Annotated in this window: 24 protein-coding genes; 15 read left to right on the top strand and 9 right to left on the bottom strand. The window is 44.1% G+C overall.

The annotated features are described in order from the left end of the window. Positions 1 to 30: 30 nt before the first annotated feature. From BSR11_RS05950 to BSR11_RS05965, 4 genes are all read right to left on the bottom strand, one after another. Positions 31 to 753 carry a TetR/AcrR family transcriptional regulator gene (locus BSR11_RS05950; RefSeq protein WP_072669533.1) on the bottom strand — a complete coding sequence of 241 codons (723 nt, stop codon included), beginning with the start codon at positions 751 to 753 and terminating at the stop codon, positions 31 to 33. Between the two features lie 365 nt (positions 754 to 1,118). Beyond that, positions 1,119 to 1,874 (bottom strand): vitamin B12 ABC transporter ATP-binding protein BtuD, encoded by a 756-nt coding sequence (gene btuD, locus BSR11_RS05955; RefSeq protein WP_072669534.1) that lies wholly within the window; start codon positions 1,872 to 1,874, stop codon positions 1,119 to 1,121. Next, complete coding sequence (gene btuC, locus BSR11_RS05960; RefSeq protein ID WP_072669535.1) at positions 1,861 to 2,856, bottom strand: vitamin B12 ABC transporter permease BtuC; 996 nt, start codon at positions 2,854 to 2,856, stop codon at positions 1,861 to 1,863. The genes btuD and btuC overlap by 14 nt, the downstream gene beginning before the upstream one ends. A gap of 69 nt (positions 2,857 to 2,925) precedes the next feature. Continuing rightward, positions 2,926 to 3,954: a succinylglutamate desuccinylase gene (locus BSR11_RS05965; RefSeq protein WP_072669536.1), complete on the bottom strand. Its 1,029-nt coding sequence runs from the start codon at positions 3,952 to 3,954 to the stop codon at positions 2,926 to 2,928. A 248-nt stretch (positions 3,955 to 4,202) separates the two neighbouring features. Between BSR11_RS05965 and BSR11_RS05970 the strand changes: the two genes are divergently transcribed. Both BSR11_RS05970 and BSR11_RS05975 read left to right on the top strand, forming a co-directional pair. Next, positions 4,203 to 4,892 carry an NAD(P)H-binding protein gene (locus BSR11_RS05970; RefSeq protein ID WP_072669537.1) on the top strand — a complete coding sequence of 230 codons (690 nt, stop codon included), beginning with the start codon at positions 4,203 to 4,205 and terminating at the stop codon, positions 4,890 to 4,892. A 272-nt stretch (positions 4,893 to 5,164) separates the two neighbouring features. Continuing rightward, the gene (locus tag BSR11_RS05975; RefSeq protein WP_072669538.1) at positions 5,165 to 6,544 is read left to right on the top strand and encodes an L-cystine transporter; all 1,380 of its coding nucleotides are present in this window, start codon (positions 5,165 to 5,167) and stop codon (positions 6,542 to 6,544) included. Positions 6,545 to 6,641: 97 nt separating this feature from the next. Here the strand turns inward: BSR11_RS05975 and BSR11_RS05980 are convergent, their stop codons facing one another. Further along, on the bottom strand, positions 6,642 to 7,505 hold the full coding sequence (locus BSR11_RS05980) for a DMT family transporter (protein ID WP_072670046.1): 864 nt from the start codon (positions 7,503 to 7,505) through the stop codon (positions 6,642 to 6,644). Positions 7,506 to 7,906: 401 nt separating this feature from the next. Here BSR11_RS05980 and BSR11_RS05985 point away from each other — a divergent pair, with 401 nt between their 5' ends. Continuing rightward, positions 7,907 to 9,163 (top strand): aromatic amino acid transport family protein, encoded by a 1,257-nt coding sequence (locus BSR11_RS05985; RefSeq protein WP_072670047.1) that lies wholly within the window; start codon positions 7,907 to 7,909, stop codon positions 9,161 to 9,163. A 204-nt stretch (positions 9,164 to 9,367) separates the two neighbouring features. Further along, positions 9,368 to 9,586, top strand: a complete 219-nt coding sequence (locus tag BSR11_RS05990) for a hypothetical protein (protein ID WP_072669539.1) — start codon at positions 9,368 to 9,370, stop codon at positions 9,584 to 9,586. Positions 9,587 to 9,769: 183 nt separating this feature from the next. Here BSR11_RS05990 and BSR11_RS05995 read toward each other — a convergent pair whose 3' ends face one another. Beyond that, a complete protein-coding gene (locus BSR11_RS05995) occupies positions 9,770 to 10,024 on the bottom strand; it encodes a DUF1289 domain-containing protein (protein ID WP_072669540.1) in 255 nt (84 codons plus the stop codon). A 207-nt stretch (positions 10,025 to 10,231) separates the two neighbouring features. Between BSR11_RS05995 and BSR11_RS06000 the strand changes: the two genes are divergently transcribed. The 5 genes from BSR11_RS06000 (at position 10,232) to BSR11_RS06020 (ending at position 14,994) form a co-directional block, all read left to right on the top strand. Beyond that, complete coding sequence (locus BSR11_RS06000; RefSeq protein ID WP_072669541.1) at positions 10,232 to 10,675, top strand: META domain-containing protein; 444 nt, start codon at positions 10,232 to 10,234, stop codon at positions 10,673 to 10,675. A gap of 230 nt (positions 10,676 to 10,905) precedes the next feature. Next, the gene (locus tag BSR11_RS06005) at positions 10,906 to 12,051 is read left to right on the top strand and encodes an ABC transporter substrate-binding protein (RefSeq protein ID WP_072669542.1); all 1,146 of its coding nucleotides are present in this window, start codon (positions 10,906 to 10,908) and stop codon (positions 12,049 to 12,051) included. Positions 12,052 to 12,059: 8 nt separating this feature from the next. Then, on the top strand, positions 12,060 to 13,718 hold the full coding sequence (locus BSR11_RS06010; protein ID WP_072669543.1) for an ABC transporter permease: 1,659 nt from the start codon (positions 12,060 to 12,062) through the stop codon (positions 13,716 to 13,718). Positions 13,719 to 13,721: 3 nt separating this feature from the next. Beyond that, on the top strand, positions 13,722 to 14,369 hold the full coding sequence (locus tag BSR11_RS06015) for an ATP-binding cassette domain-containing protein (RefSeq protein ID WP_072669544.1): 648 nt from the start codon (positions 13,722 to 13,724) through the stop codon (positions 14,367 to 14,369). Beyond that, positions 14,362 to 14,994: a CDP-alcohol phosphatidyltransferase family protein gene (locus BSR11_RS06020; protein ID WP_072669545.1), complete on the top strand. Its 633-nt coding sequence runs from the start codon at positions 14,362 to 14,364 to the stop codon at positions 14,992 to 14,994. The genes BSR11_RS06015 and BSR11_RS06020 overlap by 8 nt, the downstream gene beginning before the upstream one ends. Before the next feature lie 103 nt (positions 14,995 to 15,097). Here BSR11_RS06020 and BSR11_RS06025 read toward each other — a convergent pair whose 3' ends face one another. After that, on the bottom strand, positions 15,098 to 15,796 hold the full coding sequence (locus tag BSR11_RS06025) for a TIGR01621 family pseudouridine synthase (RefSeq protein ID WP_072669546.1): 699 nt from the start codon (positions 15,794 to 15,796) through the stop codon (positions 15,098 to 15,100). A 262-nt stretch (positions 15,797 to 16,058) separates the two neighbouring features. Beyond that, the gene (locus tag BSR11_RS06030) at positions 16,059 to 17,393 is read right to left on the bottom strand and encodes a sodium-dependent transporter (RefSeq protein ID WP_072669547.1); all 1,335 of its coding nucleotides are present in this window, start codon (positions 17,391 to 17,393) and stop codon (positions 16,059 to 16,061) included. Between the two features lie 345 nt (positions 17,394 to 17,738). On the opposite strand from BSR11_RS06030, the gene cls reads away from it, so the two are divergent. Both cls and BSR11_RS06040 read left to right on the top strand, forming a co-directional pair. Further along, positions 17,739 to 19,193 (top strand): cardiolipin synthase, encoded by a 1,455-nt coding sequence (cls, locus tag BSR11_RS06035; RefSeq protein WP_072669548.1) that lies wholly within the window; start codon positions 17,739 to 17,741, stop codon positions 19,191 to 19,193. 32 nt (positions 19,194 to 19,225) lie between these two features. Further along, the gene (locus BSR11_RS06040) at positions 19,226 to 20,422 is read left to right on the top strand and encodes a cystathionine beta-lyase (protein ID WP_072669549.1); all 1,197 of its coding nucleotides are present in this window, start codon (positions 19,226 to 19,228) and stop codon (positions 20,420 to 20,422) included. Positions 20,423 to 20,454: 32 nt separating this feature from the next. On the opposite strand, the gene BSR11_RS06045 is transcribed toward BSR11_RS06040, so the two are convergent. After that, positions 20,455 to 21,012 carry a DNA-3-methyladenine glycosylase I gene (locus BSR11_RS06045; RefSeq protein ID WP_072669550.1) on the bottom strand — a complete coding sequence of 186 codons (558 nt, stop codon included), beginning with the start codon at positions 21,010 to 21,012 and terminating at the stop codon, positions 20,455 to 20,457. A gap of 304 nt (positions 21,013 to 21,316) precedes the next feature. On the opposite strand from BSR11_RS06045, the gene sapA reads away from it, so the two are divergent. The 4 genes from sapA to BSR11_RS06065 are packed head-to-tail and all read left to right on the top strand — an operon-like array spanning position 21,317 to position 25,764. Further along, entirely contained in the window at positions 21,317 to 22,939 is a 1,623-nt protein-coding gene (sapA, locus tag BSR11_RS06050) for an ABC transporter substrate-binding protein SapA (protein ID WP_072669551.1), read from the top strand. Then, positions 22,939 to 23,901 (top strand): ABC transporter permease, encoded by a 963-nt coding sequence (locus BSR11_RS06055; RefSeq protein ID WP_072669552.1) that lies wholly within the window; start codon positions 22,939 to 22,941, stop codon positions 23,899 to 23,901. Before sapA ends, BSR11_RS06055 begins: the two co-directional genes overlap by 1 nt. Further along, positions 23,888 to 24,775, top strand: a complete 888-nt coding sequence (gene sapC, locus BSR11_RS06060; protein WP_072669553.1) for a putrescine export ABC transporter permease SapC — start codon at positions 23,888 to 23,890, stop codon at positions 24,773 to 24,775. Before BSR11_RS06055 ends, sapC begins: the two co-directional genes overlap by 14 nt. After that, positions 24,775 to 25,764: a peptide ABC transporter ATP-binding protein gene (locus BSR11_RS06065; protein ID WP_072669554.1), complete on the top strand. Its 990-nt coding sequence runs from the start codon at positions 24,775 to 24,777 to the stop codon at positions 25,762 to 25,764. Before sapC ends, BSR11_RS06065 begins: the two co-directional genes overlap by 1 nt. The last annotated feature ends 1 nt before the right edge of the window (position 25,765 follow it).

Consider the following 25,765-nt stretch of genomic DNA (forward strand, 5'->3'; position numbering starts at 1 on the left):
CTTGCTGGTTGATCCTAAAAATAAAAAGGGTTAGTGAAAAGCTGGATGCTTTTCTAGTTCGATCTTTAATGCCGTTACTTTTTGTAAAATAACGCTATCCTCCAGTGATAATAAAGGCTGCCACTCCATCCCATTGAGTAACATAGTAATGTTGCGATAAAGCTGCATCGAATTAGGCGACACCGCCAATGCTTCCAGTAAACCATCAGCGTTGACTAAAGCATGATGACCTTGGCACTGTGCCCAAGGCGCTAAAGAGAGATCCATAGCGTGATAGCCATAATCAGGTAACTCACCACAATCAAGCGCATCTTGGGTTATTCTACTGACGATATCGCCAATAGGTTTACAAGATTGGAAAATTTTCTGTTTATGGGTAACAGAGACATTTTCCCACACCGCTTCGGTAAAAACGTATTGTTCTAATTTAGTATGCTGAGGATAGCGCTGTTGGAACCAACGGTCTGCAATCGCTAAAGCTAACATTTTATCGCGCCCATTAACGTCTAATTGAGCAATACACTCAAAACGTTCGGTTCTATCCGCTGCTTTTAAGCCAACGATAGCAGCTAATAAATCTTCTCGGCTTGAAAAATGTTGATAGAGCGTCCCCGTCGCGTATTGACACTGCTTGGCCAACTTCGCCATATGTAAATTCAAGAATCCATCTTGCTCAATCATGTCGCAAGCGGTCATTAAGAACAGTTGTTCCCTTTCTTGCCGCTCACGAAGTTTTCTTTCTGATGTTGTCATAATCAAACCATACTTGAATGGGAAACAGATTATGAACGTGATTCAAAAAGCGATCAATTTTCATTGTTCACACTTAGTTCACAATTTGTATCAAAATGTGAACCAAAGCATAAATACAGATATTCAATAACTCAATATCGATAAGGCCATCGCGAATGGGCAAAAATAAAAAAAGCCACCTTAAGAGCAAGGTGGCTAAAGACTATAACAGCCTAACAAGAACGAGAATGTATCAATACTTTTAATGCGATTGGCATGCCAAGTTTTTACAATCAACCATCTTATTGTTTATAAAGGATTTTTATAAAACGCCATTGCCAAAGGCTAATCATTATTGAACCACGATGGTGCTTGATGCACCACCATCAATCAAAGACTAAATAAGGCTGCCCGGCAATCTCCACTTGTTGAACGGCAGTATGAAAGACTTGTCGGATACGCTCGGCGGTTAACACTTGTCGAGGTTCACCTAATGAATGCATCACCCCATTATCTAACAGTAATACTTTATCTGCATAACGTAGCGAACGGTTCAAATCGTGATTAGCCATGATGACCGTGATCCCATCGCTGGCAATACGCTGGATGAGGTCATACAGCAGTCGCTCTTGCGCAATATCTAACGGAGCAGCAGGTTCATCGAGGATCAGTAATCGACCAAATGGATTTAACGTCGGCCAAATTTGCAAACAGCTCCCCGCTAAACGTACTCTCTGCCACTCGCCACCAGATAAATGATGGATGGAACAATAGAGCTTATTTTGTAAACTAAGCAACGAGACCAATTCTTGCAACACTTCACTGACCCTAGGATCCTGATAACGGATCCCTTGCGGAAGTGATAACGCTAAATATTGAAATACATCTAGATGAAAAGCTGGTTTATCGCTTTGCGATAAGTAAGCGCGAACCTGAGCTTGTGCGGGTAATGATCGTGATAACAAATCAACACCATCTAACTGCACCAATCCTTGGCTAGCAATTATCCCCGCTATCGCCGCCAATAAAGTACTTTTACCACTCCCATTAGGACCAATAACATGCAGTACCTCTCCAGCGACGGATTGAAAAGAGAGCGGTAGCAAGCGTTGCCCAACCTGTAAATGACTAACGTCTATCATGACTTCTTACCAGCATCCAAATAAAGATTGGCGCTCCGATCGTTGTTGTCACTACACCGACAGGCAATTCTGCAGAGGTAAGAGAAAGTCGAGCCAGCATATCTGCCGCCACCAACAGAAGAGCACCGCACACCGCGCAAGCGGGTAACAGCATACGATGCTCACTCCCCAATAAAAGACGCAACAAATGTGGGATAACCAAACCGATGAAGCCGATGATGCCAGCCAAAGCAACACTGACACCGACTAATAAAGAGACAGCAACAATCAATTTCCAACGAATGGCTATGATGTCTAATCCAAGTTGTTTGGCATGAGTTTCACCAAGCATCAACTGATCGAGAGCTCGTGCTTGAAACAGTAACCAGACAATCACCGGGAACGCAAAAAGAGACAGGGCATGTTGATACCAACTGACACCACTTAAACTGCCCATCAGCCAATACATTAACTGCCTTAAGCTTAGGTTATCACTAAAATAAAAAGCCCATGTAACGACAGAACCTGACAAAATACCTAAAGCAACCCCAACCAACAAAAGACGCGTCGTCGTTAAATTGGTCAGCTTGGCAATCAACACCAAAAGAAAAGTAAAAACTAATGCCCCTATTACGGCTGCGAACATGAACACCGATGGTACGGCAAGAGCGGGGAAAAAGAATAAAACGATCACCATCGCCACACTCGCACCACCTGAAATCCCCAACACTCCCGGCTCGGCTAATGCATTGCCTAATAGCACTTGTAGAGTGGCTCCGGATAATGCCAACGCACTACCGATAACGATAGCCGCCAGTAAGCGAGGTAAACGCAACTCTAAAACTAATTGTTGTTCAAGAACAGTCCAGTCCGAGCCTGGGCCAATAAAACGCTCACCGACCATTAAATAGGTCGCACTTAACATCAATAATAAACAAGTAAAACTACCAATAACCCATCGCCAGCGGCGCTGTTTATTAGCAATTAAGTGGTTAAAGTCCATGAGCCTAGCAGTATAAAAAATAATGGGGCTAACCTTATCGTTAACCCCATGGAAGCTCAAGTGCTTTACTTAATCATAGACCAATTGATCGTCTTCATATCGCGTATCTACTTTACAGACCATCAACGCCGCGCGTTGACCTATCGCCACCTTTCGATTGGGAAACACAATCGCCTCCCCTTCATTTTTCGCCATTAAAGGTTTATCTCCATCATGGCCAAATACTTCCCCATGCATAAAGGAAGTGAAGTTTTCTACATCGTCACCAAAGCGAAAATCGAAATCTTCATGCAAGCGAACAATCGTTCGGCTCACTCGATACATAGTGGTTTTCTTCGCTAAATGTTCCGACTTCTCTGCCGCGACTAAATCGCGTAATGCCAGATCAAATGCAGCAAGGCGTGCCAAATCATTTTCACCCAGTTTTGCCACTTGACCTAACTCGACAGTCATCGCTTGTGCGGCAAAATGCTCGGCACTGAACCAGCTAAAGGTACTTGCAGGGGCATTAGAAAGCATGACCGCTTCAATATGAGCGCTCTCAATAAATTCCATTAAAGCACGGCTACGAACTGGGTGGCGAGTTTTCGGGCTCACTGCAAATGAATAGTGCTTTGATAAACGAATGGCACAGTGTAAATCCAAATGCCAACGAGTCTCAGGGGCGGTTTGAGCAAAAAACTGGCTCACCTGCGCTTTTAACTGATTGGCGATATCGGCCTCTAAACTGGCAGCATGAGGCTTATCATCAAACAATCGATTGAGGTTTTCTTCTATAAAACGGGTATGGCGTAAGGTGGCCTGTGGATGAGCGATGATAAATAAGCAGCGTTGCTGTACACGTTGAAATCCGCTGACGATATCGTCAATGAGTTTGTCAACCAGCTCCATCGGCGCCGTTTCATCGCCATGCACACCACAAGAAATCACCATGTTTTTACTATCAGCAGAATAGTGTGCTGGTAATACTTCAAGAACACCACGTTGCCACAATTTAAGCCTGACACCTGCTTGAGTGGTTATTTCTCCGCTTGGCATCGGCTGGTCAATATCTAAACTATCGAAAAGAAAAGATCGACGAAAGAGGGATGTCGTCATGCGCTACTCCTTTATTGCACAGCGGGTATGGTAAAGAATTGTTTAGCCAATTTATGTAGAGAGGATCTCACTTATCAACACCCGAAGGCTGAATAACCTGCAAGTAAGCATCACAAACGGATTTAACTGCCCGAATTCTAACACTAAATATTGCTATTACACTAGAGTTGGGTTATTCGTGCTGATAATCAACCACTGGATATGCTGAGCATAAACCGTCTGACTATCGATGCGCTTTAGGAGTCAATATGAATAACACAACTCGAGATCCGGTGATCATGATTGCTGGAGCTACTGGCCTAGTGGGCTCTTGTGTATTGCAACGTTTATTAGCAGAGCCAGCCATCGAGCATGTCTATACCTTGAATCGACGGAGTTTATCGCTACCTCACCCTAAATTAACCGAGTTGATTGATTCTGAACTCAGTATTACCCATTGGCCAGAGCGGCAGCCTCGTCCCCAATATGGCGTTATCGCACTGGGTACAACACTCAAACAAGCTGGTTCTAAACAGGCTTTAGAAAAAGTGGATTTTGCATTGGTCTGCCAAGTAGCGCACAGCATGAAGATATTAGGCGTGACTCGAATTGTTATTGTTTCTAGCTACGGAGCCAATCCTAGCGCCCGCTCCCATTACTTACGCTGCAAAGGACGTATGGAAGAAACCATTCGACGACTTGGTTTTGAACATGTGGTCTTTATCCGTCCAGGTCCTTTGGTCGGTCAACGTGAACAGCCGAGAAAAGATGAGATTTGGTTACAACGTGTTATGAAATTAGGGCGCTTTTTTCTATTTGGCCGCCTAAAAAATCTGCTCCCGATTGACGCCGATCTGGTCGCTCAAGCACTCTTGTACGCTTTGTTTGATCAATCAACAAAACGAGTGGTGGTTTTACATTCCATAGAAATGCGTGACTTGCTGAAAAAATACCAATAAACCGATTATTTCACAACCACCTCGTCGATAAGGCATACAAACCAAGGGTTCAATAACTATTTGTTCTAAATTATACCGTTTTGGTCTTTTAAGGTTGATTTGGATCACGCTATTCTCAGCCTGTCTTATCACCTCTATACCTACATCATTGATTGACGCAGAACGGTAGCCGCTGAAATGCGATGGATGACCCTACCAGATAACGTTAATGGACTTAACGCTCTGCATTGTTAAATTCAATGTTGTTTTTATCCCTGTTAAGGATGTCTATTATGTCAGTTGCAGCTATCGCTATGCTTGCGGTATTTGTCGGTATTTTGCTGTTCCTGTTTGGTCAACAGAAAAAAAGCCATTCTCTGTCGCGCTTAGTTCTATTAGGTCTTGTGCTTGGTAGTGTCTTTGGACTCGCGCTTCAGCTTATTTTTAACGAAGGCAACCCTATTATCCGTGATGTACTTTCATGGATTTCCATTGTTGGCAGCGGTTATGTCGAACTCCTGAAAATGGTTATCATGCCATTGGTATTAGTGTCGATGATTTCTGCTGTAGTGAAATTGGATAACAGCGGTTCGTTGGGTAAAATCTCATTTTTAACCATCTCAATTTTGTTGTTCACAACAGCGATTGCCGCTTTGATAGGTATTTTGATCACTCATGCGTTTGGCTTAACCGCTGAAGGGCTAACCGAAGGCACACGCGAAGTTGCTCGGATGGGGCAACTTGAATCTCGCGCATCAACAGTTGCTAACTTAACTATTCCGCAAATGCTGATCGGTTTTATTCCATCAAATCCTTTTGCTGATCTGACTGGCGCACGTTCGTCTTCAATCATTGCCGTGGTTATTTTCGGTATCTTAGTCGGTATTGCTGCACGTAAAGTGATGCAAGAGAAAGAACAACTTGAAGCCCCTATTCGTCTCTTTGTTGATGCGCTGCAATCCATTGTGATGCGATTGGTTAAAATGATCATCGCTCTCACGCCTTACGGTATTGCTGCTCTGATGGCGAGAATGGTTGCAACTTCAAGCGCAAGCGATATTTTGAACTTACTCGGCTTTATTGTCGCTTCTTATCTCGCCATTGCTTTGATGTTCGTTGTGCATGGTTTATTGGTTGCTTTGGTTGGCGTTAATCCTAAAACCTATTTCCAAAAAATTTGGCCCGTACTGACTTTCGCGTTTACTTCACGTAGCTCGGCGGCCACCATTCCATTAAACGTCGAAGCTCAAATCACTAAGCTTAATGTGCCACCAGTGATTGCTAACTTGTCAGCCTCATTTGGAGCAACAATTGGACAAAATGGCTGTGCCGGAATTTATCCTGCAATGCTAGCGGTGATGGTTGCTCCATCAATGGGGATTAATCCACTGGATATCCATTTCATCTTGTCATTGATTGCCATGATCACCATTAGCTCGTTTGGTATTGCTGGCATTGGTGGTGGCGCTACGTTTGCCGCGCTGATTGTACTTCCAGCGATGGGGTTACCTGTGACAATCGCAGCACTGCTTATCTCGATTGAGCCTTTGATTGATATGGCTCGTACTGCGCTCAATGTGTCGGGATCAATGACGGCTGGAACAATCACCAGTCGACTCATGAAACAAACTCATGAGCCAGAAGCTGAAACACAACCTGTCCAAGCGTCTTAATCATTAACGATTGCTTAATCACTAAAAAGCCGACCTGTATATTGGTCGGCTTTTTTGTCTCTTTTTTCTATCCATGAACACTTAATTCTGCTGTTAATTATCGCCAACGCAGGATCCCTAAACGATACAGTGCTAACGCCGAAAGTAACAAAGCACAGCCAAAGATTTTATTCAAAGGCATAGTTTCCGCATAAACCAGCATACTAAGAATCAAAGTCCACACAGGTTCTAATAACATTAATAGCGCCGCATTGGTTGGATTAGCATGCTTTTGACCAATAGTTTGCATCAGATATCGTAAGCTCGTAGCCAATAGCACACTCAGCGCAAACCACTTCCAAGTCATGAGGCTGACAGATTCAGGCCAACGCTCAAAGAGCCAACAGAGCAGTACCCCCAAACAACCGACAGTAAAAAGCTGTAACGTGGTTAATAACATTGCGGGCAATTTCGCCGAGTATTGACTGTTGAAGTTAAAATGTAATGCCAGCCCCATCGCCGCGGCTAAAAACCACAACTGATTGACCGCAATTTGCCAAGCGCCATTCCAAGAGAGCAGAAACAATCCTAATACTGCAATTGGAAAAGCCAGCCAAAAAGCTCGATTCGGTCGATTACCGTGTAGTGGCCAAGCCAGTAAAGGGACAAACAACATCGACAAACTCATGATGAATGCACCTTCACCCAAGGTGGGACTCAATGAAATCGCATGTATCCAGCAAAAGAGCGACCCACCCAAAAATACACCGACCCCCATTGCGCGCAGACAATCTTGTCGAGAGGTTTTTTTTAAAGCAGGGAAACAAAACGGCAGCAAGATCAGAGAAGCAGCAATGAATCTCAAACCAATAAAGCCAAACGGTGGTAATTCTTCAATGGCTTGTTTTGAGAAAACCCAACCCGCAGCAGCGAGCAATGTTGTTAATACAAAAATCGATTCAGCGCGAAATTTAACCATCATGGTAAGGTCACACAAAGGCAGGAAAGAGTGAACAGATTGTGCGCCAAATGTAAAAATAAAACCACTCTTCATCGACTAAATATCAATGATTTAGCTTTGCTATAACGTGTTAACACCCCATCTGCAAGCAACACATAAATAGAGATTGATTCGATATCTGAATCATCAAGAACAGCCGTTCTCATATTCATACAACTCTAAAAATTAACTTAAAATAGAAATTAAAACCCAATAAAAACAATTAAATTAGAATAAAAAACCAACATTTTCACTTTTACATAGTTCCATTGGGCCGGCAACTTAGGATTAATCAGTGAATGTGACCACCACCACAAAAAGCCTTCATCCACTAAATGTGATAAGTTTTACCACATTATCATTTCTATATGGCTCTAATTTCAGTGAAAGACTCCCAAGAAACATTGCATTTCAGCAGCACTCCAGAAAAGACCGCCTGGAATCGACATGACACTTATTGGTCACTCAGCTTATTTGGTACTGCCGTGGGTGCTGGCATTCTTTTTTTACCCATTAATCTAGGGCTTGGTGGGTTTTGGCCGTTATTGATTATGGCGCTTCTCGCTTACCCAATGACGTACTACTCTCATCGCGGCCTAGCAAGATTCGTTTTATCTTCTGCTCATCCTAACAGTGACTTTACGGATGTGGTTGAAGAACACTTTGGAGTCACGGCCGGCAGAGCGATTGCTTGGTTATACTTTCTGTCTATTTTCCCTATCTTATTAATATATGGCGTGGGACTGACCAATACTGTTGATAGTTTCTGGGTTAACCAAGCGCAGCTCAGCGCTCTGCCTCGTTGGTTACTCTCTGGTGTTCTGGTCAGTGGCTTGATTGCGATTATGCTCAGCGGTGAAAAAATCATGTTACGCGCGTTTGCCGTCATGGTTTATCCACTGGCAGCTATTTTAGCGGCTTTATCGCTCTATTTGATTCCCCGCTGGCATCTGCCTTCTCTTGCTTTGCCGAGTGCTGGGGAATTTATTCATACCGCTTGGCTATCAGTGCCGGTGATTGTTTTTTCATTCAGTTACGCTGCGGCTATTTCTAGTTTTGCTCATAAGCAGCGACGCTATTATCAGCAACAAGCCCTAAAGAAAAGCGAACAGATATTAAGACGCACGAGTATGGTGTTGATTGCTTTTGTACTGCTGTTTGTTTTTTCATGCGTATTAACGCTATCCCCCGAACAACTCCACGATGCAAAGACACAAAATCTCTCTATTTTGTCTTACTTAGCGAACGCGACTGATAATCCGTTTATTGCAACGCTCGGCCCACTGGTGGCTTTTATTGCCATTACCTCCTCGTTCTTAGGACACTTTTTAGGCGCTCGTGAGAGCCTAAATGGATTGCTGACTAAGCACAGTTCTCTGAATTACGCTCAGGCGAATAAATTAGGAATTGGATTTCTATTTCTGACTATCTGGGCGGCGGCAATACTCAATCCAAGTATTTTGGGCATGATGGAAGCGTTATCTGGGCCAGTTATCGCCTTAATTTTATTTATCATGCCAATGATTGCCGTTTACCGTGTTAGCGCCCTCACTGGTTATAAAAAAAACCTTAGCACTTACTTTGTATTTGCTGTTGGCATGATGGCTGTCTCGGCTTTGCTTTATCGCCTACTTCATTAAATCTCGCAGGTCTCTTCTCTCCTCTCCACTGAAAACTTATCGCTGGAGAGGAAATCATCATGCTCATGGATAACCCTCTTTTTTATCAGAGAGTTAGTTCAATCACTGATCTACCTTGGTTAAAATACTTGCAGAACTCATTGACTAATATTTAACCAAGTCGTACCTTGTAATGTAATCTTCATCACATTAGGAGGCTATTCCATGAAACGCTCTAGCGCAACTTCACGTCTGCAAATGATTAAAGAGGTTGCAAAACGCAACACCTCTCCTACCAAAGCCGATCCTATGGCGCAATATATCAATACATTAATACACAGCAAAACCAGTCAACCGAAACAAGACCCGAAACGGACTTTCTCTGGCTTGCATTTTGATGAGCATGCTGGGGGATGGGTTAGCGATCATTGGGATAATAAATAACCCAATTCACTAGCTATTTTATTGCTCATACCCTACCGATGCGAAGTCTGAACATTAAGCTAGATTGAACCAACAGATTGGTCTTTAGGGTATGATAGGTAATGTTGTCATTAGAAATGGATTTCGTTTGATGCTTAACCGCCACTCACCACACTGACTGCCCTGAAAAAACGACACTATCGGCTAGAACAGTTCGTTTTGTCGATCCTCATTAACCATTTCCACCCTATTCTTGGTCTGATTCTGCTGCGAACGTTGTTTACGCCGATAACGTTGCCGACAAAGATGGATGACATGCAGTTGTTGAGCTGGCGTCATGTCTAGCCACGTAAAACGTTCCTCTCTTTTACGCATACAGCCCTGACAATAGCCTTTCTCATCCACGCTACAGACACCCACACAAGGGCTTGGGATCTGGAAAAACTCCAACTGCTCCATAACCACTCCATTGTTTTATGTCCTATCTGACCCCATAAAAAATTCGGTTAGCGATTAGCTCATGATCGCCCACGCTTTAGGCATGACAGTCCGCTAACACAACTTAACCATGGCCCGTTATACTCTATGCCAATCATCTCATCAACTTAACGTGATTAGGTTGTCCTGATGCTATTTGATATCCGATTGTTGATTAGGAGTTCTCACATGAAGCTTAGTTCAAAAACCCTACTTGCCGCAATATCCTTACCGGTCTTACTCTCTGCTTGTGCAGGTTACCAAGATAAAACCGAGATTACTGCCGACGCACTGCAGCATCATCATTGGCAACTGACTCATATTGATGGGCAGCCGTTGGTCATGGATGAGCATTATGATGCACCAAGACTCGAGTTTGGCGAAAAAATGATGGCCAGTGGAAATGCAGGCTGTAACAACTTTTTCGGTCAAGCCGAGCTAAAAGATAACAAACTGCGTATTGAAAGAATGGGCATGACGATGAAAATGTGTATCGGTGATGTTATGGATACTGAGCAACTCGTCTCTCAATCATTAAGTGACTGGAATGACGTAACATTAACCGAAGAAACGCTAACCTTAACAAACCAAGTACATACGTTGACTTTCACGTTGAGTGATTGGGTTAAGTAAACGCCATCGGTTTTTCATATTCCCAGTGAGCAATATAAAGACAGCAAAAAGCTGTCTTTTTTATTAAGCTAATTTTGTTACACAGAAGGTTAACTTATTTAATGATTTTCCTTCATAATGGATTGATGTGACTGTTCGATAAAGGGTGAGGACTGCGGACTCTTGTTGCAAAATGGCTCTGCATTAGCGATCAACGCCACCCTCAATAGAAAAAAAGATTAAGGATAATAATGAAAAATTGGCTAGCTCTACTCTGCGCAAGTTTACTGTCGTTTGCGCTTCACGCTCAATCTTGGCAAGAGATCACTCAACAAGCTCGGGGAGAAACGGTCTACTTCCATGCTTGGGGTGGTAGTCAAGAAGTTAACAACTACTTACGTTGGGCGGCTGTACAACTCAAACAACAGCACGATATCAATTTAGTACATGTTAAAGTGTCTGATATTGCCGAAACGGCCAGTCGATTAGTCGCAGAGAAAGCAGCAGGCCGGAATGATGCTGGTAGTGTTGATATGGTGTGGATCAATGGTGCGAATTTCAAGTCCATGAAAGATAATGGGTTATTATACGGTCCGATCGTTGGCATGCTACCCAACTGGGCAATCGTCGACTCATCACTTCCTGTTGATCGCGATTTTGCTGAACCCACAGAAGGGTTAGAAGCCCCTTGGGGAGTCGGTCAGTTGGTGTTTATTCATGACCGCCAAAAGCTCAATAATCCACCACAATCTTTTGCAGAATTACTCAGTTATGCCAAGGTATACCCTAACCGGATTACTTACCCTCGCCCACCTGAGTTTCATGGTGCCAGTTTTCTTAAAGCATTATTGATTGAATTAACCGCTAACGATGCCGCATTAGGTTTACCGGTTGATCAGGCTTCTTTCGCCATTATAACCAAACCATTATGGGATTATTTGGATCAACTGCATACCGTTGCTTGGCGATCGGGGCGACAATTTCCATCCGGCTCATCAGAAATGCTCCAATTACTGGATGATGGGCAAATTGATCTTGCGATTACTTTTAATCCTAATGCTGTTTTTGCCGCTCAAGCTGCGGGTAAGCTATCGAAAAGTACACAAAGTTACGCGATGCAAAACGGCGCTCTAACCAATATTCATTTTTTGGCTATCCCTTGGAATGCCAATGCCAAAGCGGGCGCTTTAGTCGCAATCAATTTTTTACTTAGCCCTGAAGCCCAATCTCGTAAAGGGGATTTGGCTATTTGGGGAGATCCTGCCGTTATCCAAAGGCAGTACCTTAGCGGCTCTGCCAGCCATTCAATATTGTATCCTTCGATAGATGAACCTCATCCCAGTTGGCAAACCGCGTTAGGGGAAGAGTGGCAGCGTCGTTACGGTCATCGTCAATAACGATCATTATGCGATTACGACTGGCTTATTGGGGCGTACTACTGATTTGCGTTGCGCCCATTATTCCTGGAGTGCTCGGTATCGTCAGCTCTGCATTAGGTTATATCCCCACCGTAGGATTGAATAGTGTTGGCGTTGAGGCTTTTCAGCAAGTTGGGCAATGGACAGGTATTGAACGTTCCTTGCTGCTCTCGCTTAGCTCAACCCTATTGAGCACCTACCTTGCCTTAGCGATCAGTTTTGCCATTTTAGCCTCGCTTTGGCACTCTCCATATTGGCGAAGGGTTGAACATGCGTTATCCGCACTGCTTGCTCTTCCTCATGTTGCTTTTGCCATTGGCTTTGCCTTCCTATTTGCACCGACAGGAATGGTTTCGCGTTTGCTCCATGCCATATCGGGTTATCAACCCTCTACTCAAGGTGCCACTTGGCTAGTTCAAGATCCCTACGCATTGGGACTCACTATCGCCTTAGCATTAAAAGAAGTTCCTTTTCTGCTCTTGATGAGCCTCTCGGTGGTACAACAATTACGTATTCCGTCCTTACTCACCGTTGCGGCTTCTCTCGGCTACTCACCTCGTCAAGCTTGGTGTAAGTTGGTTTTTCCACAATGGCTATCTAAAATGCGCTTTGCCTTATTTGCCGTCACTAGCTACGGTATTTCGGTGGTCGATCTCAGTCTAATTTTAGGTCCGAATACCCCTCCGACCTTCGCCGTCTTAGTCTGGCAATGGTTCAGTGATGCCGATTTGCAGCAAATTCCCCGCGCCGCCGCTGGCGCGTTACTGCTCTTAGGATTAGCGAGTATCATGCTGCTGTTAGTATTACTGATTGAGCGCATACTCTTGGGCTTATGCCGCCAATGGATGTGGTCAGGCCGTTACGCCTTATTCTTACCAGGAAAAAGCTTACTCTGTTTAGTGTGCTTTATTTCTTTGAGTATTTTCCCTCTGATGATGTTATGGAGCATTGCCCAGCGCTGGCGTTTTCCTGAGTTGTGGCCCAGCGAATACAGTTGGCGATTTTGGCTAGCGGAGTGGCCGACTATGCTACCTACCCTCTATCAAAGTGTTGGTTTAGCGCTGATCAGTGGTAGCCTAGCATTGCTTTTTGCTGTTCTGACTCATGAATATCGTCAAGCTTCGCCTCGCTCAGTACCGACCTATTTGATCGTCATGCCAATGCTAGTCCCTGCGCTCTCTTTATTGTTTGGCGTACAAATTCTCACCTTGCTGATCGCAGGCTCAAACTATGTCTTATGGGTCATTTGGGGGCATCTCTTCTTTGCCTTTCCGCTGGTGTATCTTGCGCTTGATGGGGCATGGAAAAGCTATCCTACTGACTACCATAAAATCGCCACCAGTTTAGGTAAAAGTGATTGGTCTATCTTTTGTAAAGTCAAAGCCCCACTATTGAGACCGGCTATGCTCTACGCTTGGGCAGTAGGAGTCAGTGTGAGTTTAGCGCAATATTTACCAACGCTGATGCTTGGGGGCGGTCGCTTCGCCACCATTACTACCGAAGCAGTGACACTATCCAGTGGTTTTGACCGCCGGGTAATGGCTATTTATGCCCTTTGGCAAGCCGTGCTACCGTTTATTTTTTTCTTGCTTGCGATTATTCTTAGTCGCGCCTTTCAGCCTCAATCTTTAACAAGAAGCCGTTAACTAATGAGTTTTTATCTCAAAGATCTTACCCTATATAAGCCAGATGGCCAGCCACTGCTAAACCACTTTGATTTAACCATTCATCGAGGTGAGATCGTCAGTCTAATGGGGCCAAGCGGCTGTGGTAAATCGACCTTACTCAATGCTATTGCCGGACATTTACCTACCGATTTTCGTTATCGTGGAAAGATGACATTTAACCAGCAAGACTTAACCACGCTGCGTCCGCATCAACGTCAAATTGGTTTACTGTTCCAAGATGACTTGCTGTTTCCGCATCTTAATGTGTGGGAAAATTTAGCCTTTGCTTTACCTAATGCAGTCAAAGGTCAACATCGCAAACGACAAGCGCAACAAGCTTTAGAGAACGTATCGTTACTCGCTTTAGCGGAGTCCTTCCCAGATCAACTGTCAGGTGGACAAAGAGCCAGAGTCAGTTTGCTGCGTATGCTGCTCGCTCAACCTCGCCTAGCGCTACTTGATGAACCGTTCAGTAAATTAGATAAAACACTACGGATACAATTTCGCCAGTGGGTATTTGAACAGTTAAAAGCCTCGCAAATTCCAACCTTAATGGTCACTCATGATGAAGAAGATGTGCTTCACTGTGATCGCGTAATCCAATGGCCAGAGGAGCAACTCAATGCTTGATCGCTACATTATCCCGGTTATTCGCCGCCCCTTATCCTATGCGGCAGAGCAATTGGATGAACTCAACGTGACCGCTAATCAAGTAACACTCTTCGGTTTTGCTTTGGGGTGTTTGGCTTTTCTAGCGTTATTATTAGAGCAGTATACCTTGGCTTTATGGCTGATCCTCGCTAACCGGCTTTGTGATGGGCTGGATGGAGCATTAGCGCGAATTCAAGGACTCACTGATGCAGGGGGATTTCTCGATATTAGCTTAGATTTTCTGTTTTATTCGTTAATCCCTTTTGGTTTTATTCTCGCGAATCCCGAAGCAAACAGCATTGCGGGCGCTTTTTTGATTTTTTCGTTCATTGGTACCGGGTGCAGTTTTCTCGCTTTTGCCGTCATGGCCAGCAAGCACGGGATCATCAACCCTATTTATCAACATAAGTCTTTGTATTATATGAGTGGATTAACCGAAGGGACAGAAACGATCGTCTGTTTGGTTCTATTTTGTCTCTTTCCTGATCATTTTTCACTGATTGCCTATCTGTTTGCAGCGGCTTGCTGGATGACAACTGGGACACGGCTCTATTCTGGTTTTCATACACTATCAACATTAGAGAAAACCAATAACTCACATTAAGACGTTCCTACACAACCCATTAGTGACAGTATCACTAATGGGTGACCCGAAAAAGAACGACACTATTCAACGGTTAATATAGCAACTCATCACGACACTTCGCTCAGCGAGCTTTGATCTCCGGCCAGACGATCTTCCAAGGTTTGATCCAACTATCAATACCTTGACTAACCATAGGTGAAGACCATTTTTCGCCCAGTACAGGAGTATTTCTTGGATCACAAACAAATTCAAAGTGTGTGCCCTGAAAAGGGAAACGCAAAGCAAAAGCATGCAAATAGCCACGATCCGCTTGGCTAGTCGGCAAATAAATCGGATCACCGACGATAGGCGAGCCTATCGATTTGAGCGCTACTCGAATTTGATGGGTTTTACCAGTGTGCGGTTTACATAAAAACAGCCGCTCGCCTGGCTCAGCCGGTAAAGAGAAAAATTGCGTGATGGCGGGGTTATCATACGTTGGTACTAGTTTCCAACTGGCTCGACGTGAACGTTGCATATCACCACTGATCAACCCTTGTTTCTTCTTCGGTTTTTTAGCACCTATTGCGAGATAATATTTCTCAACCTTTCGCTTAGCAAAAGCCTGCGACAATTCACTGGCTGCCGCCGCATTGCGGGCGAGCAGGAGCAAACCAGAGGTCATTTTATCTAAGCGATGCACCAAATACAGTTGTGTATCGCCACTTTGCTGCCCGATTTCATGCAGCAACATCGTCTCCCCATCATCTTTATGAACAGAAACATTAGGGTGTTTATTAACGACTAAAAAATCCGTATGCGTCACAACTATATCAAACATGGTATTTTCCGAATAAAAACGACATTCATCTACAGCGACTTCAGACTGTAGATTAAAAATAGATACCTAGGATCATAAAGCAACGACTAAGTTTCACCTAGGTTTAGTTAATAAGCGAAACCGACGGTTTCTGTCGCGAACAAGGTGGAGTGATAGCTAGACGTTAGCGAATGCTGAAAGTTCATAACCACTTATTCAATACCCCATAAACACAAACACCGTCATAAAAGACGGTGTTTGGGGAGAAAATTAAACGGGTTATTTAGGCAAAAAAGACCAATAACATCAACACGGGGCAGACGATACGCACATACGTAGGCCAAATTTTCCAAAACCAGCTTTGTTCGATTTCTGGATAACCCTGCTTTAACTCATTGAGAATGTGGTTACGATGCCAAATCCAACCGACCATTAAAGTGATCAAGAGAGCAATAATTGGTTGAGAATAAACGGTAGTAAATTGAATCACTAAACCAAATAAGGCCGAGAAATTAAATACAATCACCGCTGAAAATAACGTAACTAAACCTCCAATCCACAATACTGCCGAGCGGCGGCTCTGCTGCAACTCTTCAGTGGCACACGCCACGGGCACTTCAAGCATTGATATTGATGAAGTCAATGCAGCGATAACCATCAACAAGAAAAACACTAAACCGATCAAAGTACCAACGGTGCCCATAGTATCAAACATCGCCGGTAGAACCGTAAACACCAAAGTGTCTGAATTAAGTAACTCACCCGAGGCAGAAAAAATTTCTACGCCATTATGTTTCGCCACGAACATCGCAGGCAAGATCATCAAACCAGCAATAAAAGCCACACCGGTATCAATCAGTGCCACTTGTGCTGCCGTTTTAGGAATGTTGGTTTCTTTTTTCAAATAAGAGCCATAGGTTGTCATCACACACACACCTAATGACAGCGAGAAGAAGGCTTGTCCCATTGCACTAACAATCAGTTGCGGTGTTAAGTGGCTGATATCGGGTACTAAGTACATGGTTAACCCATCCCATGCGCCTGGCTGAGTAAAAATATACACCGTCAATAAAGCAAATAGGATAAATAACAGAGGCATTAGACGAGTTGACCACTTTTCAATCCCATTCGCGACACCATTACTGACCACAAACATGGTTAGCGCCATAAAAGCCATCATCAGAATTAAGTTACGCTCAGTACCAAAACTGGTTAACCATTGGCTAGCACCCTCTATGCCTACCAATTCCAAACTGCTGCCAAATAATGACCCTAATAGCCAACCAGCAACAATCGCGTAAAAACTGAGAATTAAAGAGACGACGACCATACCGACAACGCCAAGTAAGATGGCACCGAACTTGCCTTTTGGCCATACCGCACGAAACGAGCGTATCGGGTTAGATTGCCCATAACGCCCTACGGTCAATTCGGCCACCAGCATAGGAAACGCTAATAAGAACACCATCAGTAAATAGACGATTAAAAAAACCGCACCACCGTTACTCGCTGCTTGAGTCGGAAATCCCCAAACATTACCCAAACCGACCGCAGAACCTGCTGCTGCCATAATAAAACCAAATCGGGAGGTGAATTGGCCTCGAGAACTACTCGCCATAAAATAGATACCATCATGTAATTGTAAACGCGCTAATCGCCCTTAGTGTGTACAAAAAAATATACACCAAAACAAAGATCGACTATCAACGTGGATATAGCAAGTAAAACAGTTTAATTATAAAATTGGAAGTCCGAACCCTATAAATAAATACCAAGATAAAGCCTCTTTTGTCTATTTGGTGCTTTTTTGTTCGACCGATTGATCATCTTACGCTCCTCAATCCCGTTCTTCTTTTAGCGATCACTTTTTTGCACAGTTCTGTTTCATATCACCTTTCGACCCTTCCTTCTCTGACGCTTTCCCTTTACTATCCACATAGACAACAATCAATACCGTGAGTATATGGATAAGATTTATCACTTTTTAACGTTAGCAGGCATCGTGATTTATTGGCTACTGGTCGCAGGGGTCACTCTACGTGTTGTTCTTAAGCGAAAGGCCATGAGTGTTTCCCTCGCTTGGTTAATGATCATTTACATCATTCCTATTGTGGGCGTGATTTGTTATTTCATGTTCGGGGAGCTCAACCTTGGCCGAACTAGAGCCGAGCGAGCAAAAGAGATGTTTAAGCCGTTTGGGGAATGGTTTCGAACACTCAATGACTGCCAAGCGCATATGCCTGAAACGATGGGCGCTCATATCTATAAAATTGATGAACTATGCAACCGTCGCATGGGAATTCCGGCGCTAAGCGGCAATACACTCTCGCTACAAAACTCGCCTAATGAAATCCTCCATTCGATCATCGCTGATATCGAAAAAGCGCAACATAATATTCGCATGGAGTTTTATATCTGGTATCCCGGTGGTCTGGCGGATGCCGTTGGCTCGGCTTTAATTCAAGCGGCTAAACGCGGCGTCGATGTCAAACTGTTGCTCGACTCCGCAGGGAGCCCGAAATTTTTCCGTAGTCATTGGTACAAATTAATGCGCAGTTCTGGCATTCATGTGGTTGAAGCGCTGCAAGTCAGTCCTTGGCGGATGCTATTTCGCCGTTTAGATCTTCGTCAGCACCGTAAAATTATCGTCATCGATGACAGCATTGCCTATACCGGCTCAATGAACATGGTCGACCCTGCGTTTTTTAAGCAAGACTCTGGCGTCGGGCAATGGATTGATATTATGGTGCGTATCACCGGACCTACCGTTAATGTCCTCTCGGCTATCCACTGTTGGGATTGGGAGGTAGAAACCGGGTCGCGGATGTTACCTAATGTTCCAGAGTGTCAACTCGATACAAGCCAACCCCAGCACCCGATACAAGTCGTGCCATCCGGACCGGGAATGCCCGAGCATTTAATTTTACAAGTATTGATTCTTGCTATGCATCAGGCTAATCAATCCGTACGGATTACTACGCCTTACTTTGTGCCAAGTGCTGATTTATTGGCCACGTTAAAAATGACGGCACAGCGTGGGATTACGGTTGAATTGATTATTCCGCAAAAAAATGACTCAATGATGGTGCAATGGGCCTCTCGTTCATTTTACGAAGAGTTACTTGCAGCAGGCGTCACTATTTACGAATTTCATGGTGGATTACTGCATACCAAATCGGTCGTTATTGACGAAAAATTCTGTTTAGTTGGCACCGTTAACCTTGATATGCGTAGCTTATGGCTTAATTTCGAAGTCACGCTAGCCGTTGATGATCAAGAATTTACCCAACAACTCTATTGGCAACAACAAAGTTATATCAACCAATCACAAGCCGTCCAAGCCAGTGAGTGGGAGAAGCGATCCTTAGGTCATCGCTTTTTAGAGCGGGTCTTTTACCTGTTCAATCCTCTGCTGTAATCGACTAGGAAACTTTAGACAAGGACTCTGACATGTCACACAATAAAAAGACTCAATTGATCACTGCTGGTCGAGATAAAAAATGGACACAAGGTAGCGTCAACCCTCCGGTTCAACGCGCATCAACCATTGTTTTTGAGACGGTTGCCGATAAGCATCACGCGACCGTAAACCGAGCCAATAAGACTCTTTTTTATGGTCGCCGAGGCACCACCACTCATTTCGCCTTTCAAGAAGCGATGAGTGAATTAGAAGACGGTGCAGGTTGCGCACTCTACCCTTGCGGTGCCGCGGCGATCAGCAATGCAATTCTGGCGTTTGTTCAATCTGGAGACCACTTACTCATGGTCGATACTTGTTATGAACCAACGCGCGATTTTTGTAACACCATACTCAAAAAATTTGGGGTTGAAACGACGTATTATGACCCGATGATTGGTGAAGGGATCAGCGCGCTTATCCAACCCAATACCAAAATTTTATTTACCGAGTCGCCTGGCTCTATCACCATGGAAGTTCAAGATATTCCGACTTTAGCTCGTATTGCTCATCAGCATAATATCATTGTGATGATGGACAACACTTGGGCTGCTGGTCTTCATTTTTCGGCGTTACAGCATGGTGTTGACATATCGATTCAAGCGGCGACCAAATACATTGTTGGTCACTCCGATGTGATGCTTGGTACTGCCGTTGCTAAAGCGGAATATTGGGACCAATTACGTGAAAATAGCTACTTAATGGGCCAATGCATTTCACCTGATGATGCTTATTTAGGTCTTCGTGGATTAAGAACCTTAGCGGTCCGTTTAAAGCAACATCAACAAAATGCCCTTGCGGTGGCGAATTGGTTAGCCACTCATCCTTTAGTGGATGAGGTTCGTCATCCGGCATTCGCCAGTTGTCCGGGAAACGAATTTTTCCAACGTGATTTCACTGGTGGCAACGGACTTTTCTCATTTGTTCTTAAAACCAGCTATCCGCGTGCAACCACCGCTCTGCTCGATGGTATGCAACATTTTAGTATGGGTTATTCTTGGGGGGGATTTGAAAGCTTAATTTTAGCGAATGAACCGAAAAGCTTTACCCAGTTACGAAGTGTCTCTCGACCCAATTTTGACGGGACTTTAATCCGTTTACATATTGGTTTAGAAGCGGTAGAAGATTTAATTGCTGATCTTGAACAAGGGCTTGCTCGCTATCAAACCGTATTAGATTCGCGTAGCTGAACATCCTGCTAGCCGATAACTGAACGATTGGGTTATCGGCATGGACAACCCAAGAGGTGATCATTAACCATACCTACCGCCTGCATAAAAGCATAGCATATCGTCGGTCCGACAAATTTAAAGCCCTGTTGCTTTAAATAATGGCTCATAGCACTCGACTCCTCACTGTAAGCCGGAACTTGATCTGCGCTTTGCCAATGATTGACTTTTGGCTCTCCGCCAACAAAAGACCATAATTTATCGCTCAATGACCCGTACTCATTCTGTATCGCTATCGCAGCACGAGCATTAGTAAACACCGACGCTATTTTTCCACGATGTTTAATCACATCAAACTGGCTCATGATCGATTCAACATCAGCATCATCGTATTGAGCTAATACGTTCAAGTCATAATTAGCAAACGCTTGCCGATAAGCTTGACGTTTTTTTAACACCGTTAACCAACTCAGGCCCGCTTGAGCGCCTTCTAAGGTGATGAATTCAAACAGTACCCGATCGAGATAGACAGGCCTACCCCATTCTGTATCGTGATATTCACGCTCAAGAGGGTGCTTTAGTGCCCATGGACAGGTTAAATTACTCGTCATTGTTACCTACTCGTTGAATGTTTGGTTAAGCTCAAAGGATAAAATTATTCAGCTATACTGTGATGACCGAGAATAAAAAGCAATCGAATCGACAGGAGTGATAACTTTTCACGATGATTTTTGTAGTGCTTAAAATCGATACTCATCGTTCAAAGCTAAGCTCGAACGATCAACCACGCCTTGCCAAGGTATCAATTTTCCTCGAAAAGTATCTCTTCGCTTTACTTGGGTATGCTAGCACAGCAACTTCAAGTAGAATAAGCAGATCTTGCTTAGTCTCGTTGCTCAGATGCGCACTTCTATTATGAATAGTTTATTACGATACACCATAGGCTTATCTGGCCTAATGTTGTTAATTGGATGTGGTGAAAGTATCGAACATCATCAAATCCGCCAATCTGGATTTGTCTATTGTGGGCAAGGTAGCCCTAGTACATTTAACCCTCAGTTGGTTGATAGTGGCATCACTTCCGAAGCTTTAAGTCCACAATTGTATAATACCTTGCTAACCATAGAGCCAGATTCTCATGTCGTTCAACCAAGCCTTGCCAGTGAATGGTATGCTACCAATCAAGGCACCGAGTATATTTTTACTCTGCGTTCCGGCGTTGAGTTTCAAACCACACGCTGGTTTACTCCAACTCGGACATTAAATGCAGAAGATGTCGTTTTTAGTTTCAAGCGTATTATTGACCCTACGCATCCGTTCCATAATATCAATAACGCTAGCTACCCTTGGTTTACGAGCTTAAATATCCCTAGTACCATCAAAGACGTCAAAGCGTTAAGCACTAATACAGTAAAATTTACCCTGACTCGACCAGATAATACCTTTTTGGCTAATATCTCTACAGCACACGCCGTTATCCTCTCTGCGGAATATGCACAGCAACTGCAAACCCGCAATCAATTAGCAAATATTGACACCCATCCTGTCGGTACCGGACCATTCTATTTGGATGAATATCAACCCCTTGACCTGATTCGCTTACGTCGTCATCCGCACTATTGGAATGGACCAGCAAAAATGCAGCAAGTTGTTTTCGATATCTCCCAACGTGGTACCGGAACACTGGCCAAGTTATTGCGTCACGAATGTGACGTGTTAACATCACCCATTGCTAGTCAATTACCGATCATCGAAAATCAGCCACATCTTTCTCTCAGCTCTAAACCGGCGATGAATATTGCTTTTATCGCCGTGAATACTTCCCATCCGGCACTGAATGATGTTCGAGTACGTAAAGCGCTCAATTTTGCGATCAATCGGCAAAATATCTTAGATTCGGTGTACTACGGTACTGGCAGTATTGCTTATAACCTACTGCCGCCCAGCTCATGGGCCTATCAACAAGATACGGTACAAATTCGCTATGATCGTAACTATGCACTCGCTCTATTACGTGAAGCTGGCGTATCATCAGGTTTGGAACTCACCATGTCGGTTCCTAATGAGCCTCGGGCCTATAACCCTAGCCCAAGAAAAACGGCGGAGTTGATCCAAACTCAATTAGCCGAGGTTGGTATTACGCTACATTTGGTTACGGAAGATCGTCTACAGCGAGGTGAACTGTCACAACGTACCGAGGTCGATTTGCTGCTGACCGGATGGATTGGACACACCAGTGATCCGGATAATTTCTTACGCCCTTTGCTTTCTTGTAGTGCCAATCGCGCAGGACTAAATGTCGCTATGTGGTGTAATGATGATTTTGATTTTCTCCTTGATCTGGCAAGGGAAGTTGAACGACCACGCTATCGGCTAAATCTTTACACTCAAGCACAAAACATCCTTAACCAAGAGTTTCCAATTATTCCTTTAGCGCATGGTAAACAATTTAAAGCGTACACAACCTCACTGTCTGGTTTTCAGCTAAGTCCGTTTAATGTACAACCTTTCAATACTATCGAGAGGATCAGTCAATAATGTTTAGCTATACGTTTCGTCGCTTTAACCTCTTTGTGGTGACTTTATTTATTCTAACCTTAGTCGGTTATAGCCTACTGAGATTAGAGCCTAACGCCCATACACTAGAAGAAAACTATTGGTTAGGCTGGTGGTCTTATGTGCAAGATCTGGCTCGTTTTAATTTTGGTGTCAATAAAAGCGGTACACCAATCATAGAAGAACTGTGGGTCGTCTTTCCTGCCACTTTAGAACTGTGTCTCATCGCTTTTACGCTTGCTCTTGTGATTGGAATTCCTGTCGGCACCATTGCTGGAATGAAGCAAGGTAAATGGGTAGATACAGCGATCTCTTTTACCTCAATTTCTGGTTACTCTGCTCCGATTTTTTGGGTTGCACTGATGATGATCATGCTATTTTCCCTCAATTATGAAGCACTGCCCGTGGCCGGACGTTACGATTTGCTTTATCAGATTCAACCCATTACTGGCTTTGCATTAATTGATGCCTTTCTTGCTCAAGGACCAGATCGTCATTATGCGCTGCAAAGTGTCATTGAACACATGATCTTACCTTGCTTAGTCTTAGCTTTAGCCCCAACCACTCAAGTGATCGGATTAATGCGCGCATCGGTTTCCAACATCATGACTCAAAACTATATCCGTGCCGCTCGTATTAAAGGGTTATCGTATTATCGAATTATCACCCAGCATGTTCTGCCTAATGCGATTCCACCGATTATCCCTAAATTTGGTTTTGAGCTCTCTAGCATGCTGACCCTGGCGATCATTACTGAATCGATTTTTAACTGGCCTGGTATTGGTCGATGGCTACTAGAAGCGCTCTCTAATAAAGATTATGTTTCCATGCAAGCAGGGGTAATTGTGATTGGGGTATTGGTATTAACCGCCAATATTTTATCCGATCTCGTCGGAACTCTCGTCAACCCTCTGATAAGGAAAGAGTGGTATGCTAACAAATAGTATTTACCAAGAAGAGCACATCCCTACTCAATTTGAGCGTTTTTGGCGGAGTTTCAAAGCCAATAATCTCGCAATGTTTGGATTGTGGTGTTTGTTAATCATCCTCTTTCTCACGCTGACTTCCTATTGGATCACGCCTCACGATCCTCACAGTCAATCCGGTGAATTACTGATGCCGCCATCTTGGGATCCTAGCGGAACCGTTAAATTCTTTTTAGGCACTGATGACTTTGGGCGTGATATTTTATCTCGCTTGATTGATGGATCTCGCTCAACGTTGGGCGCAGGATTATTGATTACTTTTATCGCAGCACTGATAGGATGTTTAATTGGAGTCTTAGCCGGAATGACTAAAGGGCTGTTATCAAGCACTCTCAATCATTTATTAGATACGGTCATGTCTATCCCTTCCTTGCTACTGGCGATAATCTTCGTCGCTTTTTTAGGCCCTGGAGAATTTAATGTCTTACTGGCGATCGGTTTGGCTTTAATTCCACGTTTTGTTCGCTCGGTCTATATCGCTGTGCATAACGAGGTAGAGAAAGATTATATTTTGGCCGCTCGTCTTGATGGAGCGAGCGATATTTACCTCTTGTGGTATTCCATTTTACCTAACGTACTGCCCGTAATTGCGGCAGAGATAACGCTGGGACTTTCAGTGGCCATTTTAGATATTTCTGCCCTCGGTTTTTTAGGTCTAGGTGCTCAATCACCCAGTACCGAATGGGGAGCCATGCTCGGTGATTCCGTCGAGCTGATTTACTTAGCACCTTGGACAGTAACCCTACCCGGTATCGCGATTATGTTTACCGTGGTAATGATTAACTTAGTCGGCGAAGGCGTGCGTCAAGCCTTAAACGCAGGAGTGGAATAATGCCTCTGTTAGATATTCGCCATCTCACAATTGAAATTGATACGCCGCAGGGATTAGTGAAAGCCGTAGATCGGATGAGCTTAACCATGAATGAAGGCGAGATTCGGGGCTTAGTGGGTGAGTCTGGATCAGGTAAAAGCTTAGTCGCTAAAGCGATTGTAGGTGTGAGCAAAGATAACTGGCGTATTACCGCCGATAGGATGCGTCTTGGTAATATTGACCTACTTCAACTGACACCACGTGAGCGCAGACGAGTCATCGCTCGTGACATTGCCATGATTTTTCAAGAACCCTCTACCTGTCTTGATCCTTCTGATAAGGTGGGTGAACAGTTAATTGAGTCAATTCCTTTTCGCACTTTTGAAGGGCGTTGGTGGGAGCGATTTACTTGGCGAAAAAAGCAAGCCATTGCTTTGCTGCATAAAGTCGGTATCAAAGACCATCGTAAAATCATGGCAAGCTATCCTTATGAACTAACCGATGGTGAATGCCAAAAAGTGATGATTGCCATGGCTATCGCGGCAAAACCGAAATTACTGATCGCCGATGAACCGACAAATGACTTAGACCCCATTACTCAGTCACAAATCTTGCGTTTACTCAGTCGAATGAACCAAGTCAATAATACCTCTATTTTGTTAGTCGGCCATGACTTAACCACCATTACCCAATGGGCAACCCGCATCACTGTTATGTATTGCGGTCAATCCGTGGAATCCGCCGATACACCTAAGATCATGACTGAACCTAAGCACCCTTATACCGTTGCGCTTCTCAAAGCGATGCCCGATTTCAGTGACTGGATCCCTCACAAACAGAAACTGCAATCATTGCCAGGCTCCATTCCCCCGTTACAGCATTTACCTATTGGCTGTCGCTTAGGGCCCCGTTGTCCGTATGCTCAGCGTCAATGTGTCGAAGTCCCGGCCACTCGGTTTATCAAAAGCCATAAATTCGCCTGTCATTTTCCACTGAATATGGAGTCATAAG

It is taken from the genome of Vibrio injensis, from assembly GCF_001895205.1.
In the GTDB taxonomy this organism is placed as follows: domain Bacteria; phylum Pseudomonadota; class Gammaproteobacteria; order Enterobacterales; family Vibrionaceae; genus Vibrio; species Vibrio injensis.